Below are 15418 nucleotides of genomic sequence, written 5' to 3'. Positions count from 1 at the left end.
TTTGTCCTATCCGAGCAGCCGCTTCAATTCATCCGTCAGTTCGCCTGCGATGTCCTTTCGCTTCAGCGCATAGGCAACGTTGGCGGTGAGGAAGCCGAGCTTTGAGCCGCAATCATAGGAGCGGCCTTCGAACTTCACCGCATAGAAAGGCTGCGTCTTCGACAGCGCGATCATCGCGTCGGTGAGCTGGATTTCGCCGCCGGCGCCGGTCTGCTGGTTTTCCAGGATCGAAAAGATTTCCGGCTGCAGGATATACCGCCCGGTGATCGAGAGATTGGATGGCGCGTCTTCGCGCCTGGGCTTCTCCACCATCTTCGTGATCGGCATGGCGGCTCCGCTCTCCTTGCCGACGCCGACGATGCCATACATGTGCACGCGGTCCATCGGCACTTCCTCGACCGCGATGATATTGGCCTTGCCCTTCTGCTTGCTGTAGGCCGCGACCATCTGGGCGAGACAGCCTGGCTCGTTCTGCACCAGCACATCCGGCAGCACGACGGCGAACGGCTCGTTGCCAACGATCTCGCGCGCGCACCAGACTGCATGACCGAGACCGAGAGGCGATTGCTGGCGCGTGAAGCTGGTCGTGCCGGCGTCGGGGGTATCCTGTGCGAGCAGCCTGAGTTCGCCTTTCTTGTTGCGCTCTTTCAGCGTGACTTCGAGCTCGAATTGCCGATCGAAGTGATCCTCGATCACCGACTTGTTGCGGCCGGTGACGAAGATCAAATGCTCGATGCCGGCCTCGCGCGCCTCGTCGACCACATGCTGGATCAGCGGCCGGTCGACCACCGTGAGCATTTCCTTCGGCATCGCCTTGGTCGCCGGAAGAAACCGGGTGCCGAGCCCCGCCACCGGGAAAATCGCCTTACGAATGGGCTTCATGGGGGAAACCGGAAGGACCTGTGGAAAAGGAGGCATTTGTTACCATGTGACACCCGAAAAAACCGGCGGCCGTCCCAAAACGTCCACGGAATTATTGATGCTGTTAAGGGTCTGGCAACCGTATGCGTTCCCCATAGGGAAAGTATTCGTGTTGTGGTTGCGTGAGGCTGCGATGGCCTGTCGGCGTGGAACCCTGTGGAGTCTTTGGCCGGTCGCGGCGCTGGGCCTGGCGCTGATCGGCTGCGCCGGTGCCGGCGAGGAGCGGAAAATCGGCGTCACTACCACGGCGTCGGTTCCGCAAGCGGCCCGCGCCGTCCAGACTTCCGGCGCACGGCGCTCCTTTGCGCAGGCGACCGGCCCGGAATGGAGCGGCGAATCGGGAGCCTCCGGTCATCCGCTGATGAGCGCGGATGCCATCCGCGCGGCGGCCGGGGAGTTCCAGAATTGCCTGCAGGGGCTGTATCCCGCAGCATCCAAGCGCGGCATTCCCAAACAGGCCTTCGATACGCTGACTCGCGATCTGACGCCCGATCTAAAGATCATGGACCTGGTTGACGCGCAGCCGGAATTCACCCTTGCATTCTGGGACTATCTCGACCGCCTGGTGGGCGAGGAGCGGATTCAGCGGGGCCGCGAATTGCTGCAGCAGCATCGCGCGACCTTCGACGCGATGGAGGCCCGCTACAATGTCGACCGCTATGTGATCGCGGCGATCTGGGGCATCGAATCGAAATATTCGACCATGATGGGAGAGCGCGCGGTCCTGCGATCGACCGCGACGCTTGCCTGTGTCGGGCGGCGGCAGAATTACTTCCGCAACGAGTTTCTCGCGGCACTGGAAATCCTGTATCGCGGCGACGTACAGCCGGACCGCATGAAAGGGTCATGGGCCGGTGCCTTCGGGCCCACGCAGTTCATGCCGACGGTCTACATGAACTATGCGCTCGATGCCGATGGCGACGGTCGCCGCGACATGACGGCCTCGGTGCCGGATCTTCTGTTCTCCACTGCGAATTATTTCCGCAAGCATGGCTGGGTCAGCGGCCAGACCTGGGGCTACGAAGTCGTGGTCCCGAACAATTTCAATTTCATGCTGGCGGACCGCAACCGGCTCATGACCATCCGCGAATGGGAGCAGCTCGGCATCCGCCGCGCTGGCGACAAGCCGTTTCCCCGCGGCTCGGACCGGGCCTTCCTGCTGGTGCCGGCCGGCAGCCAGGGACCCGGCTTCCTGATGCTGAATAATTTTCGCGTGATCATGCGCTACAATCCAGCCGAGGCCTATGCGCTGGCGATCGGCCACCTCTCCGACCGGCTGCGCGGAGGGGAGCCGCTGGTGCAGGCCTGGCCGCGCCATGAGCGCGTTCTTACCCGCGACGAACGCACCGAAATGCAGCAATTGCTGGCGCGGCGGGGCTTTGACGTTGGCGAGGCCGATGGCCGGTTCGGCTCCAAGACCCGTGCCGCAATCCGGGATTTCCAGGCACGCGCCGGTCTGGTGCCGGACGGATTCCCGAGCGTGACCGTTCTCGCGCGGCTGCGAGGCAATTAACGGAGTTGCGCGGCGACCTTCGCCTCGCCATGTTCTTTTGCTATGGAAGTTCGATCCGGCGGACGCGCCGCCGGTATCATGGAACGGGTCCGGATGGCGGAAACAAGTGCACGGAAACGCGTCACGATGAGGGCGCTCCTGGCCGGCGCTTTGGCGCTTGTCGTCGGCGCCGCCCTCTGGCCCGCGCAGGCGCAGTTTTTTCCGTTCGATGACCGCTTTTTCGGACCGCCACGGCAGAAGCCGCGTCCGCGTGTGGTCGAGCAGGATCAGGTCAACGCGCCGGCCGCGAAGAAGGCGGAAGTCCCGCCGACCATCCGCATTCTCGTCCTCGGCGATTCGATGGCCGACTGGCTGGCCTATGGCCTCGAGGAGCAACTCGCCGAGAACCCTGAAATCGGCATCGTGCGAAAGCATCGCGCCTATTCCGGTCTGATCCGCTATCAGCAGAAGAGCGATGCGGATTGGCCAAAGGTGGCCCGCGAACTGATCGCAGCCGAGAAGCCCCAGGCCGTCATCATGCTGGTCGGCTTGCATGACCGTCAGGACATCCGCGAAACGGCGCCGCCGAAGCCGCAACCGTCAAACGGCCAGAAGCCGGGTCAGGCGGAGAAAGAGGCGCAATCGGGTGCACAGCCCTCGACGGAAACGAAAAAGCGCGCCGATGACGATGATGACGAAAGCGCGTCGCCCGAGCCACAGCGCGCGCGCCCGGCGGGTCCTGTAGATTTCAGGTCCGAGCGATGGGAAGAACTCTACGGCGCCAAGGTCGACGAGACCATCGCCGCCTTGCGCACCGCGAACGCGCCGGTTCTCTGGGTTGGCGTGCCCGCCGTGCGCGGCACGAAATCGACCGCCGACCTCCAGTATGTGAACGAGATCGTGCGAGCGCGGGTCGAGAAGGCGGGGTTCATCTTCGTCAATGTCTGGGACGGATTTGTCGACGAGCGCGGCAATTTCATGCAGCGCGGCCCGGACGAGACCGGTCAGATTCGTCCGTTGCGCACCTATGACGGCATCCACTTCACGCGCTTCGGCGCGCGCAAGCTTGCGCATTACGTGGAGCGCGACCTGAAGCGCGTCCTGCGCGAACCCATTCCCGCAGCCCTCATCCCGGCCGAACCGCAGCCGGCGCAGGCAGCCAAACCTTCCGGGCCGACGGCACGGCCTCTTGCGGGGCCTGTCATCCTGCTCGGTACGCCGCTGCAGGAACCGACGGAGCTGGCCGGCGGCGCGCCGGCTCCGGCCAAGAATCCACCGCCGCTCGATGCGGTCGCGAACCGCATGCTGGTCAAGGGAGAGCCTCAGCGCAACGAAGCGGGGCGCGCCGATGATCCATCCTGGCCACCGCGGATGCCGAACCTGGTGGCCGCCGAGCCGCTGCCGCCGACCGGACCTCCGCTTGCGATCGCGAGGGTGCCGGCTCCGGCCGCGCCCGTTCAGCAGGCGGCGGCTCCTGGTCCGAAGCCGGGCGCTCCGACCGCCCGGGTGGCCCAGCAACGGGCACAGCAACAGGCACCGACCTTCTGGCGACGCCAGGTGCCTGAATATTCCGGCCCGCGTTTCTTTTTCGGATTGTTCGGCGGTCGCTAGACCCCGCTCCTGCAGGCGGCTGAACGGGCAACGACCCGCGGACGATGGCGGCTGCAGCGAATTTGTATTGAGCGAATTGCCCCGTGGACCGGCCGGGTAGCGCGACCCGAGTGGGGCGGCGATTTGATTGCTGCGGCTCGCAGGATTAACCCGCCTTTAACCATGGGTGGTCAACGATGAGACCATCATCGCAAAGTTGCATCAATTCATAAGAACACAAATCCATTCAGAGGCTGCACAATGAGCTTCGTTATTGGAATGGCAGGCGGCCTGATCGTCTCGTACCTGATTTTGTGGTGCCGCGAATTGTCGGCTGTCGACTACGACCCCTACTGACTGATTCTATCGCGGCAGGGTGGTCGTCCCCATCAGGAACTTGTCGATCGCGTGCGCGCATTGGCGGCCTTCGCGGATCGCCCAGACCACCAGCGACTGGCCGCGGCGCATGTCGCCCGCGGCGAACACTTTGTCGATCGAGGTCTTGTAATCCTCGGTGTTGGCCCTGGCGTTGCCGCGCGGGTCGAGCGCGACACCGAGCGAAGCCAGCATGCCGTCCTTCACCGGGTGCACGAAGCCCATGGCGAGCAGCACCAGATCGGCCTTGATGGTGAATTCGGTGCCCGGGACCGGCTTGATCTTGTCGTCGGCGCGCACGCAACGGATCGCTGTCACCTTGCCGTTCTCGCCTTCGAAGGCCTGCGTCAGCACCGAGAATTCGCGCTCGGCGCCTTCCTCGTGGCTCGACGAGGTGCGCAGTTTGTAGGGCCAGTCCGGCCAGGTCAGCGCCTTGTTTTCGCGGGTAGGCGGCATCGGCATGATCTCGAAATTCGTCACCGACAGCGCGCCCTGCCGGATCGAGGTACCGATGCAGTCCGATCCGGTGTCGCCGCCGCCGATCACCACGACATGCTTGCCGCCGGCCAGTATCTCTTTCACGCCGCCGAGCGGCTCGCCGGAGACGCGGCGATTCTGCTGCGGGAGGAAATCCATCGCGAAATGAATGCCGTCAAGCTCGCGCCCTGGAATCGGAAGGTCGCGCGGATGCTCGGCGCCTCCGGTCAGCGCCACCGCGTCGTAATCCGCGAGCAGCGTGTCGGCCGGAACATTCACGCCGACATGCGCGCCGTAATGGAAGGTAACGCCCTCGGCCTCCATCTGATCGATGCGCAGGTCGACGATGCCCTTCTCCATCTTGAAGTCGGGAATGCCGTAGCGCAAAAGGCCGCCAGCCTTGGCCCATTTCTCATAGACATGCACGTCATGTCCGGCGCGCGCGAGCTGCTGCGCGCAGGCCATGCCGGCCGGGCCGGAGCCGATGACCGCGACCTTCCTGCCGGTCTTGCGGGCGGGAGGTTCCGGCTTGATCCAGCCGCTCTCGATCGCCCTGTCGGCGATCGCGCATTCGATGGTCTTGATGGTGACAGGCGTGTCGTCGATGTTGAGCGTGCAGGACGCCTCGCACGGCGCGGGGCAGACGCGGCCGGTGACCTCCGGGAAATTGTTGGTCGACAGCAGATTGCGCGCGGCTTCCTCCCAGTTGCCGCGATAGACGAGGTCGTTCCAGTCCGGGATCTGATTGTTGACCGGACAGCCGTTGTGACAATAGGGAATCCCGCAATCCATGCAGCGCGCGGCCTGCGCGCGCGTCTCCGGCTCCGGAAGCGGAAGGACGAATTCGCGATAGTTCCGGATCCGCTCCTCGACCGGAGCGTAATCGCGATCCTCGCGCTCGATTTCGAGGAAGCCCGTAATCTTACCCATTGACGAAAGGTCTCACTCGGCAGCCTCGAGCGCCTGTGCAGCCTGCATTTCCTTGAGCGCGCGGCGATACTCGAGCGGCATCACCTTGCGGAACTTGCCGCAATAGGTCTCCCAGTCCGCGAGTATGGCCTGTGCACGCGTCGATCCGGTGAGCCGCGCATGCTGGCCGATATAATAGCGCAGCCTTTCGGAGTCGTAGCGTGTCATGTCGGTGAGGATTTCGACGCGGCCCGCGGTCTCGAGGTCATGCTTCGAATGATAGAAGCGCGCATTGACCTCTTCCTCCGCCGGGACCGGCTCCAGCTCCACCATCGACATGTTGCACAGCTTCTCGAAGTCGCCGGTCTCGTCAAGTACATAGGCAATCCCGCCGGACATGCCGGCTGCAAAGTTACGGCCGGTCGGCCCGAGCACGATCACGATGCCGCCGGTCATATATTCGCAGCAATGGTCGCCCGCGCCCTCGACCACCGCGACCGCGCCGGAATTGCGCACGGCAAAGCGTTCGCCGGCGACGCCGCGGAAATAGCATTCGCCGAGGATCGCGCCATACAGCACGGTGTTGCCGACGATGATGGATTCCTCGGGGACGATGCCGGAATCCGCGGCCGGCCGCACGATGATCTTCCCGCCGGACAGGCCCTTGCCGACATAGTCGTTGCCCTCGCCCTGCAGGTCGAAGGTGACGCCCCTGGCGAGCCAGGCGCCGAAGCTCTGGCCGGACGTGCCGGTCAGCGAAACATGAATGGTGTCGTCGGGCAGACCCTCGTGGCCATAGCGCTTCGCCACTTCGCCCGACAGCATCGCCCCCGCCGAGCGGTCGATGTTGCGGATTTCGGCCGCGATCTTCACCGGCGCGCCGCGATCGAGCGCGGACTGCGCCTGCGAAATCAGCTTGCGATCGAGGATGTCGTGGATCTTGTGGTCCTGCCGTTCGGAATTGAAGATCGCAACGCCTTCCGGCGCGACCGGCTTGGTGAACAGCTTCGAGAAGTCGAGCCCCTTGGCCTTCCAGTGGGCGATCACCGCGCGCTGGTCGAGCATCTGCAATTGCCCGATCATTTGGTCGAAGGAGCGGTAGCCCATCTCGGCCATGATCTCGCGGACTTCCTCGGCGACGAAGAAGAAATAGTTGATGACGTGCTCGGGCTGGCCGGTGAAGCGCCTGCGCAGGACGGGGTCCTGTGTCGCGACGCCGACCGGGCAGGTGTTGAGATGACATTTTCGCATCATGATGCAGCCGGCCGCGATCAGCGGCGCGGTGGCGAAGCCCATCTCATCGGCACCGAGCAGAGCGCCGACCACGACGTCGCGGCCGGTGCGGATGCCGCCGTCGACCTGCACGGTGATGCGGCCGCGCAGCCGGTTGGCGACGAGCGTCTGGTGCGTCTCGGCAAGCCCGATCTCCCAAGGCGAGCCGGCATGCTTGATCGAGGTGAGCGGCGAGGCGCCGGTGCCGCCCTCGAAGCCCGCGATCGTCACATGGTCGGAGCGCGCCTTTGAGACGCCCGCAGCGACGGTGCCGACACCGACCTCGGAGACGAGCTTTACCGAGACGTCGCCCGCGGGGTTGACGTTCTTCAGATCGTAGATGAGCTGCGCCAGGTCTTCGATCGAATAGATGTCGTGATGCGGCGGCGGCGAAATCAGCCCCACGCCCGGTGTCGAGTGGCGCACCTTGGCGATGGTCTTGTCGACCTTGTGGCCAGGCAACTGGCCGCCCTCGCCGGGCTTTGCGCCCTGCGCCATCTTGATCTGCATCACGTCTGAATTGACGAGATATTCGGTGGTGACGCCGAAGCGGCCCGAGGCGACCTGCTTGATCGCCGAACGCATCGAGTCGCCGTTCGGCATCGGCCGGAAGCGGTCGGCTTCCTCGCCGCCCTCACCGGTATTCGACTTGCCGCCGATCCGGTTCATCGCGACCGCGAGCGTGGTGTGCGCCTCACGGGAGATCGAGCCGAATGACATGGCGCCGGTCGCGAAGCGTTTCACGATATCCTTCGCGGGCTCGACCTCGTCGAGCGGCACGGCCTTGCGCCCGTCCTCCTCCGCGCTCTTCAGCCGGAACAGGCCGCGGATGGTCAGTAGCTTCTCGGACTGCTCGTTCAGCGTGCGCGCGAAGGCCCGGTATTGCTCATAGGAATTGCCGCGCACCGCATGCTGCAGGTTCGCGACCGTCTGCGCGGTCCAGACGTGATCCTCGCCGCGGACCCGATAGGCATATTCGCCGCCGACATCGAGCGCGTCGCGATAGACCGGCGCGTCGCCGAAGGCATCGCGATGCCGCCGCACCGTCTCTTCGGCGACTTCGGCAAGGCCGACACCTTCGATGCGCGTATGCGTTCCGGTGAAATAGGTCGCAACGAAATCGCTGCTCAGCCCGACCGCGTCGAAAATCTGCGCGCCGCAATAGGACTGATAGGTCGAAATGCCCATCTTGGACATCACTTTCATGATGCCCTTGCCGACCGACTTGATGTAGCGCTTGACGATTTCCTTGTCGTCGAGCTTCTGCGGCAGCGCGTCCTTCATCGCGATCAGGGTTTCGAACGCGAGATAGGGATTGATCGCTTCCGCGCCGTAGCCGGCGAGGCAGGCGAAGTGGTGCACTTCGCGCGGTTCGCCGGATTCGACGACCAGCCCGACCGACGTCCGCAAGCCCTCGCGGATCAGGTGATGATGCACGGCGGCGCAGGCGAGCAGCGCCGGGATCGGCACGCGCTCGGCGCTGACCTTGCGGTCGGACAGGATGATGATGTTGATCCCCTCGCGCACCGCCTTTTCGGCGTCCGCCTTGAGCTGTGCGAGCGCGGGCTGCAGCCCCGCAGCGCCGTGATCGGCCGGAAAAGTGGTATCCAGCGTGCAGGACTTGAAGTGGTTGTCCTCGATGTCGCCGATCGAGCGGATCTTCTCCAGATCCTTGTCGGTCAGGATCGGCTGGCGTGTTTCAAGCCGCTTGGTGGTCGAGGTGCCTTCGATATCGAACAGGTTCGGCCGCGGCCCGATGATCGACACGAGACTCATCACGATCTCTTCGCGGATCGGATCGATCGGCGGGTTCGTGACCTGCGCGAAATTCTGCTTGAAATAGGTGTAGAGCAGCTTCGATTTGTCCGACAATGCCGAGATCGGCGTGTCGTTGCCCATCGAACCGGTGGCTTCCTCGCCGGTCGCGCCCATCGGCGCGAGCAGGATCTTGATATCTTCCTGGGTGTAGCCGAAGGCCTGCTGGCGATCGAGCAGCGAAAGGTTCGAGAGCGCGGCCTTGCCGGACGATTCCGGCAGTTCTTCCAGTACGATCTGGGTCGCGTGCAGCCATTCCTTGTAGGGGTGCGACTTGGCGATCTGCGCCTTCAGTTCCTCATCTGGGATGAGGCGCCCTTCATTCAGGTCGACCAGCAGCATCTTGCCGGGCTGCAGGCGCCACTTCTTGACGATGTCCTTCTCCGGTATCGTCAGCACGCCCATCTCGGACGCCATGACGATGCGGTCGTCTCGCGTCAGGCAATAGCGCGCCGGGCGCAGGCCGTTGCGATCGAGCGTCGCGCCGATCTGGGTGCCGTCGGTAAACACCATCGCCGCCGGGCCGTCCCACGGCTCCATCAGCGCGGCGTTGTATTCGTAGAAGGCGCGCCGCTCGTCGTCCATGAGCGGATTGCCGGCCCAGGCCTCCGGAATCATCATCATCATGGCGTGCGACATCGGATAGCCGCCCATCACCAGGAATTCGAGCGCATTGTCGAAACAGGCGGTGTCGGACTGCCCTTCATAGGAAATCGGCCAGAGCTTCGTGATGTCGTCGCCGAACAACGGTGAGGCCACCGAAGCCTGCCGTGCCGCCATCCAGTTCACGTTGCCGCGCAGCGTGTTGATTTCACCGTTATGGGCGATGAAACGGTACGGATGCGCGAGCGACCAGGCCGGGAAGGTGTTGGTCGAGAAACGCTGATGGACGAGTGCAAGCGCGCTCTCGAAATCCGGATCGTGCAGATCCGGATAATAGGTGCCGAGCTGGTCCGCGAGAAACATGCCCTTGTAGATCAAGGTACGGCAGGACAGCGACACCGGGTAATAGCCGGACAGCCGGCGCTCCCGCCGCAGGTACACTGCGTTCGAGATGGCCTTGCGCATGATATAGAGGCGCCGATCGAAATCCTGTTCGGTCTTGATGTGGGCCGGCCGCTCGATGAAGACCTGCATGTGTACGGGCTCGGTCGGCTTGACCGATTCGCCGAGCGTCGAGTTGTCGGTCCGCACCTCGCGCCACCCGAGAATCTTCAGGCCTTCCTGCGCTGCGACTTCCTCGTAGGTACTGCGGACCTGATCGCGCCATTCCTGGTCGCGCGGCAGGAACAGGAAGCCCACGGCGTAATGGCCGGGCGCGGGCAGGGTGAAGCCGAGTTCTTTCGCTTTCTTGGCGAAAAAGGGATGCGGAATCTGCACCAGGATGCCGGCGCCGTCGCCGGCGCGCGGATCGGCGCCGACGGCTCCACGATGTTCGAGATTGACCAGGATCGTCAGGGCGTCCGCGACGATCTGGTGGGATTTGCGGCCCTTGATGTCGGCGATGAAGCCGACGCCGCAGGAATCCCTGTCGAGCGCCGGGTCGTAGAGGCCGACAGCCGCTGGCAAACCGGGATCGGCGGAATCGGCAAAATCGGACGCGCGCAAGGCGGTCCGTTTCTGCTCCATTCCCCGGTCGTTCGTCCGGCTCATCTCACCTCAACCCTCGGCTCGCTGGAACCCTCGGCGTACCTGCCGCCTGCGCTGCGCCCGTTCTGGCGCCGCGTTCGGCGGCAATCTCGTGCTCGGAGCGGCAGCCTTTCCGGACCCGCCCGCCGGCGCATCCCTGCGGCTCCCTTTGAAGTCGGCACTTCGATGCCGAGCCGCACCGTGCGCCCCCGGTCGGCAAGGTGGCTCGAAAAACCTGCCGCCGCGACTTCCTAAAGTGGGACAGTAATGCTGTCCTATCACATCTTTGCCAAATTTTCCCTCGGCCGACAAGAGGCGGGCGGGGGCGTCCCTGGCATTCTTCCAATATTATTCTTTCCGTCGCGGGGCCTCCGAACAAGCGGATTCTTCTGGCGCGCGTGAACCAATTTTGCTCAGGCCGGCTTCCGGCGGCGGTCAACTCTGCTATCGGTCGGAGCCGCGCCCTCCAGCCGGCGTGAGAGACGGGATCGCCGGTGAATTTCGCAAGCGACAATACCGCCGCAATGGCGCCGGGGGTCCTGGATGCGCTGCTGCGCGCCAACGAGGGGTTCGCGCTCGGATACGGCAACGACGAGCAGACCCGCACCGTGGAGCGTCACCTCGGCGAGGTGTTCGAATGCGACGCGGCGGTCTTTCTGGTTCCGACCGGCACCGCGGCCAACGCATTGTCGCTTGCGCATGTGACGGCGCCCTGGGGCGGGGTGCTGGGCCACGAACAGGCGCATATCATGTCGGACGAATGCGGCGCGCCGGAGTTTTTCGGCGGCGGGCTGAAGCTGATCGGACTGGGAGGCGCAGGCTGCAAGCTGTCGCGCGCGACGGTCGAACGGGCGATTGCGCGCTATTCCGGTCATGTTCCGCATCAGGTCAATGCGGCTTCGCTCTCGATTACACAGGCGACGGAGGCTGGCACGATCTACCGCGTGGACGAAATTGCCTCGCTCTGCGAGATCGCTCATGCACACGGGCTTGCTGTCCATATGGACGGCGCGCGCTTCGCCAATGCGCTGGTGCGCATGAATGCCAGTCCGGCTGAGGCCACATGGCGGGCCGGCGTCGACGTGCTTTCGTTCGGCGCCACCAAGGGCGGCGCCATGGCCGCCGAGGCGGTGGTGTTCTTCGACCGCAAGAAGGCGGCCTTCATGCCGGAGCGGCGCAAGCGCGCCGGGCACCTTCTATCGAAGCACCGCTTTCTTGCCGCTCAGTTCGCAGGCTATCTGAACGACGGCTACTGGCTGACCCTCGCGCGCCATGCCAACGCGATGGCGGACCGACTGGCCGACGGCCTGCGTGGCGCGGGCGTACCGATCGTCTGGCCGGTCGAGGCCAATATCGTATTCGCCCTGCTGCCGCGGGTGCTGGATGCAAAGCTGAAAGCGGCCGGGGCGGCCTATTACGTGCGGTCGAACACGCTTGCGGGGGACGATGTCACAATCGGGCCGGATCAGATGCTGGTTCGGCTTGTTGCCTCGTTTGCGACCGTGGAGGCGGAAATCGATCGCTTCGTCGCGCTGGTGCGCACGGGCTGACGGGCAAGGAGAAAGCCTACCATGAAAGTAGCGGTCATCGGCGCGTCCGGGCGGGGCGGATCGCGCATCGTTGCGGAGCTGGCGCGGCGCGGGCATCAGGTCACGGCCATCGCGCGCCATCCTGAAAAGATCGAAACCGGAGCGCATGTTACCGTCAGGCGGGGCGACCCGACCGAGATCGGCTTTCCCGGTTTGCTGGCGGGGCACGATGCGGTGGTGAGTGCCGTTCGGTTCGTCGACGTCGATGCCGATGTGCTGATCGGGGCGGTGCGCAAATCGGGCGTGCAACGATATGCGGTGATGGGAGGGGCCGGCAGCCTCGAAGTCGCGCCAGGCGTGCGGCTGATCGATACGCCGCAATTTCTCGAAGCGGCGAAGCCGGAGGCCCGGAAGGGCATCGCCTTTCTCGACAAGCTCAGGGCCGCGGACGATCTCGACTGGGTGTTTCTGTCGCCCGCGGCCGTCATCGCATTCGGAGAACGCACCGGACAATTCCGGCTCGGAAAGGATCAGTTCATGACCGACGCGAATGGCAAGAGTGCGATCTCGTTCGAGGATTACGCCGTAGCGCTGGTCGACGAACTCGAACAGCACAATCATTCGCGCGAGCGCTTTTGCGTGGCGTATTGACCGCCGGCCACCGGCGCGCGGTCGCTCGCAAAATGATCGGCGGCTGATTCAAAGCCGCTGAAATTCCGCCGTAGCCGCGCCCCAATCGCCCGGCACTTTCGGATGGGGACAGATTCTGGCTCCGATGGAGGGGCGACGTGAAACAATCATTTGTTGTGGCGGCTCTTGCGACCACGCTTGTGACGATGCTTGCGGCTGTGCCCGCGCAGGCGCAACCGATGGCAGCCGATCTTCTGCCGGCCTATGAGGTCAGCACCATCGTTGCGTCGATGGGCATGCGGCCGGTCGGCCGGCCGGCCTGGATGCGCGGCCGCTACGTGGTTGCGGCCATCGACCGTTACGGTCGCGAGGTCAATGTCGTGATCGATGCTCGCGACGGGCATGTGCTTGCGGTGCGTCCGCTCGCGCGCAACAGCTTCGGCGCGCCGCCGCCCCGGGGCCGCATGCCGGGACCTGCCCCGTTCGACCCGATGGACGGACCAGCCCCACCGCCGGAAGCCATGCCCGGCCCGCCTCCTCCGGATGAGGGCGAATTCTTCGACGATGACCGGCAGCATGGTGCTGGGCCGCCGCCGCGTCCGGCTGCACGAACCGCCGCCAAGCCGCAACCGCCGGCAACCACCGGCAGTCTGCCCCGCGCCACGCCGGCCGGGCGCAGGGATTTGGCCAGGGAGCCGGCGCCGAACATATCGGCACCGGTGCCGCGTCCACGTCCGGCGCTGGCAAAGGCCAGCGACCCGGCGCCGACCGACACGCCGGAAGCGGCGAAACCGGATGCCCAACCGGCGGCGAGTTCCAGCACAGCCAATCCGGCGACCAGTCCGACGACCGTCAAGCCAGCGACCGCTCAGCGAGAAATCCGCGTTATCGATCTGAGCAAACCCGCGAAGCAAGCCAAGCCCGAGCAGAAGCCGGGCGAGGCGATCCGGTTCTGAGCCGCGCTGGCCGCGCCCTTCAATCAGGGCACGACGAAAAGCGCCCCGGTTGCCCGGGGCGCTCCCCTTCCAAAGCAAGATTTGCGACCGGCTGTGCCGATCAGGCAGCAACCTTGGTCTCGACCTGAGCCTCGATCGACTTGTCGCTGGACGACTTGCCGTTGATCGGAATCTGGCGCGGCTTCTTGGTTTCGGGAATCTCGCGTACGAGATCGACGTGCAGGAGCCCGTTCTCGAGAGCGGCGCCCTTCACCTGGACGAAATCGGCAAGCTGGAAGACGCGCTCGAATGCGCGAGCCGCGATGCCCTGATACAGGACCTCGCCGGCCTTTTCCTGCTTCTGGGCCTGCTTCTCGCCCTTGATGGTGAGGGTGTTTTCCTTCAGCTCGATATGGAGATCGTTTTCCGCGAAGCCTGCGACCGCAACGCTGACCCGGTAGGCATTCTCGCCGGTCCGCTCGATGTTGTAGGGCGGATAACCCGGGGCGGCCTCCGCATTGGTCTGGTCGAGCAGATTGAAGAGCCGGTCGAAGCCGACGGTCGAACGATAGAAGGGAGTGAGATCGAAGTGACGCATCGTATGTCCTCCTTGAAGCGACAACGGTAAGGGTCCTCCCGCATGGGCCGGACCCGTGGGTCTGTGCGCCGCCTGCTGGCCGGCGCAGCTTTGATCTAGGAAGCCGCATTCTTCCGTCAAGGGGTCGTCCACGCGCGAGCTAACTTAAGGAAAATCAACAACTTGCGAATTTGTTGGAATTGGCAGCGGTTTGCCGGCCCAATCAATTGAGACTGGCCCGGCCCCTGCTATAACGCCGGACCCGCCGCTGACGGCGAACCGTCACCGCCTCGCCGGATCATGCGCACAGCCTCCCGATGAAACTGACTTCCATTCCCGCCAATCCGGTGCCCGAGGATGTTGTCAGTGGCACCCTGAAGACACCGGACCGCATCGACCTGCGATTCGCCCGCTGGGCGCCGCCGCCGGGCCGCAAGGGAACCGTCTGCATCTTTCAGGGGCGCGCCGAGTTCATCGAGAAATATTTCGAGACCGCACGCGAATTGCGCTCGCGCGGATTTGCCGTGGCGACCATGGACTGGCGCGGGCAGGGCGGTTCGCAGCGCGCGCTCCGCGATCCGAAAAAGGGCTACGTCGAGAGCTTCCGCGAATACGAGACCGATCTCGAAGCTTTCATGCGCGAGATCGTGCTGCCGGATTGTCCGCCGCCCTATTATGCGATCGGGCATTCGATGGGGGCGTCGATCCTGACCCGCATCGCCTATCGCGGCTATCGCTGGTTCGACCGCATGGTGCTGTGCGCCCCGCTGATCAGGCTCGGGCCGCAGCTTCTGACCCCCTATGCAAGGCCGGCCGTAGGCTTCCTGAATGCGATCGGCATGGGCGGGTCCTATGTGCCGGGGGGGAGCGCGATGGTGGTGGCATCGCAGCCCTTCATCGGCAATGTACTGACCTCCGATCCGGTCCGACATGCCCGGACCGTCGCCGTGCTGGAAGCGGACCCGGCCCTGGGCCTCGGCTCGCCGACCAACGCCTGGGCGTCGGCCGCGTTCGCGATGATGCGCGAGTTCGAGGACGTCAATTATCCAGGCAAGATCCGCCAGCCGATCATGATGATCGCGGCTGGCCGCGACGTGACGGTATCCACGGCCGCGATCGAGGAATTCGCCGGGCGGCTGCGTGCCGGCTCGCACCTGATCATCGCGGGCTCGCGCCACGAGATGATGATGGAGACCGACCGCTTCCGCGCGCAATTCTGGGCGGCGTTCGACGCCTTCGTGCCCGGCACGCCGATGTATTGAAGCGC

The 15418-nt window shown here is 64.6% G+C and carries 10 protein-coding genes; 6 read left to right on the top strand and 4 right to left on the bottom strand.

Annotation, left to right across the window (positions count from 1 at the left end; all coding sequences use genetic code 11):
- Positions 1–6 precede the first annotated feature (6 nt).
- On the bottom strand, positions 7–882 hold the full coding sequence (galU, locus tag AB7F49_RS14245) for a UTP--glucose-1-phosphate uridylyltransferase GalU (RefSeq protein ID WP_428523380.1): 876 nt from the start codon (positions 880–882) through the stop codon (positions 7–9).
- Between the two features lie 172 nt (positions 883–1054).
- Between galU and AB7F49_RS14240 the strand changes: the two genes are divergently transcribed.
- Positions 1055–2434 (top strand): lytic murein transglycosylase, encoded by a 1380-nt coding sequence (locus AB7F49_RS14240; protein WP_428523441.1) that lies wholly within the window; start codon positions 1055–1057, stop codon positions 2432–2434.
- Positions 2435–2560: 126 nt separating this feature from the next.
- Entirely contained in the window at positions 2561–4024 is a 1464-nt protein-coding gene (locus tag AB7F49_RS14235) for an SGNH/GDSL hydrolase family protein (protein WP_428523378.1), read from the top strand.
- A gap of 342 nt (positions 4025–4366) precedes the next feature.
- On the opposite strand, the gene AB7F49_RS14230 is transcribed toward AB7F49_RS14235, so the two are convergent.
- Both AB7F49_RS14230 and gltB read right to left on the bottom strand, forming a co-directional pair.
- Positions 4367–5785 (bottom strand): glutamate synthase subunit beta, encoded by a 1419-nt coding sequence (locus tag AB7F49_RS14230; protein ID WP_428523376.1) that lies wholly within the window; start codon positions 5783–5785, stop codon positions 4367–4369.
- A gap of 12 nt (positions 5786–5797) precedes the next feature.
- The gene (gene gltB, locus AB7F49_RS14225) at positions 5798–10480 is read right to left on the bottom strand and encodes a glutamate synthase large subunit (protein WP_428523439.1); all 4683 of its coding nucleotides are present in this window, start codon (positions 10478–10480) and stop codon (positions 5798–5800) included.
- A gap of 494 nt (positions 10481–10974) precedes the next feature.
- On the opposite strand from gltB, the gene AB7F49_RS14220 reads away from it, so the two are divergent.
- From AB7F49_RS14220 to AB7F49_RS14210, 3 genes are all read left to right on the top strand, one after another.
- Positions 10975–12030, top strand: a complete 1056-nt coding sequence (locus AB7F49_RS14220; protein WP_428523374.1) for a threonine aldolase family protein — start codon at positions 10975–10977, stop codon at positions 12028–12030.
- Positions 12031–12051: 21 nt separating this feature from the next.
- A complete protein-coding gene (locus tag AB7F49_RS14215; RefSeq protein WP_428523372.1) occupies positions 12052–12660 on the top strand; it encodes an NAD(P)-dependent oxidoreductase in 609 nt (202 codons plus the stop codon).
- Between the two features lie 137 nt (positions 12661–12797).
- Positions 12798–13595: a hypothetical protein gene (locus AB7F49_RS14210; protein WP_428523370.1), complete on the top strand. Its 798-nt coding sequence runs from the start codon at positions 12798–12800 to the stop codon at positions 13593–13595.
- A gap of 100 nt (positions 13596–13695) precedes the next feature.
- Here AB7F49_RS14210 and AB7F49_RS14205 read toward each other — a convergent pair whose 3' ends face one another.
- A complete protein-coding gene (locus tag AB7F49_RS14205) occupies positions 13696–14172 on the bottom strand; it encodes an Hsp20 family protein (protein WP_428523368.1) in 477 nt (158 codons plus the stop codon).
- 296 nt (positions 14173–14468) lie between these two features.
- Between AB7F49_RS14205 and AB7F49_RS14200 the strand changes: the two genes are divergently transcribed.
- A complete protein-coding gene (locus AB7F49_RS14200; protein ID WP_428523366.1) occupies positions 14469–15413 on the top strand; it encodes an alpha/beta fold hydrolase in 945 nt (314 codons plus the stop codon).
- Positions 15414–15418: the final 5 nt, after the last annotated feature.

The organism is Pseudorhodoplanes sp. (assembly GCF_050250235.1).
GTDB lineage: Bacteria > Pseudomonadota > Alphaproteobacteria > Rhizobiales > Xanthobacteraceae > Pseudorhodoplanes.
The sequence above is the reverse complement of the archived record's forward strand: the minus strand, read 5'-3'. Positions and strand labels throughout refer to the sequence as shown.

What these genes read in the sequence shown, in the direction of transcription:
- AB7F49_RS14215 (WP_428523372.1), top strand. Translation starts at nt 12,052, where the DNA reads ATGAAAGTAGCGGTCATCGGCGCGTCCGGGCGGGGCGGATCGCGCATC.
- AB7F49_RS14240 (WP_428523441.1), top strand. Translation starts at nt 1,055, where the DNA reads ATGGCCTGTCGGCGTGGAACCCTGTGGAGTCTTTGGCCGGTCGCGGCG.
- AB7F49_RS14205 (WP_428523368.1), bottom strand. Translation starts at nt 14,172, where the DNA reads ATGCGTCACTTCGATCTCACTCCCTTCTATCGTTCGACCGTCGGCTTC.
- AB7F49_RS14230 (WP_428523376.1), bottom strand. Translation starts at nt 5,785, where the DNA reads ATGGGTAAGATTACGGGCTTCCTCGAAATCGAGCGCGAGGATCGCGAT.
- gltB (WP_428523439.1), bottom strand. Translation starts at nt 10,480, where the DNA reads ATGGAGCAGAAACGGACCGCCTTGCGCGCGTCCGATTTTGCCGATTCC.
- galU (WP_428523380.1), bottom strand. Translation starts at nt 882, where the DNA reads ATGAAGCCCATTCGTAAGGCGATTTTCCCGGTGGCGGGGCTCGGCACC.
- AB7F49_RS14235 (WP_428523378.1), top strand. Translation starts at nt 2,561, where the DNA reads ATGAGGGCGCTCCTGGCCGGCGCTTTGGCGCTTGTCGTCGGCGCCGCC.
- AB7F49_RS14200 (WP_428523366.1), top strand. Translation starts at nt 14,469, where the DNA reads ATGAAACTGACTTCCATTCCCGCCAATCCGGTGCCCGAGGATGTTGTC.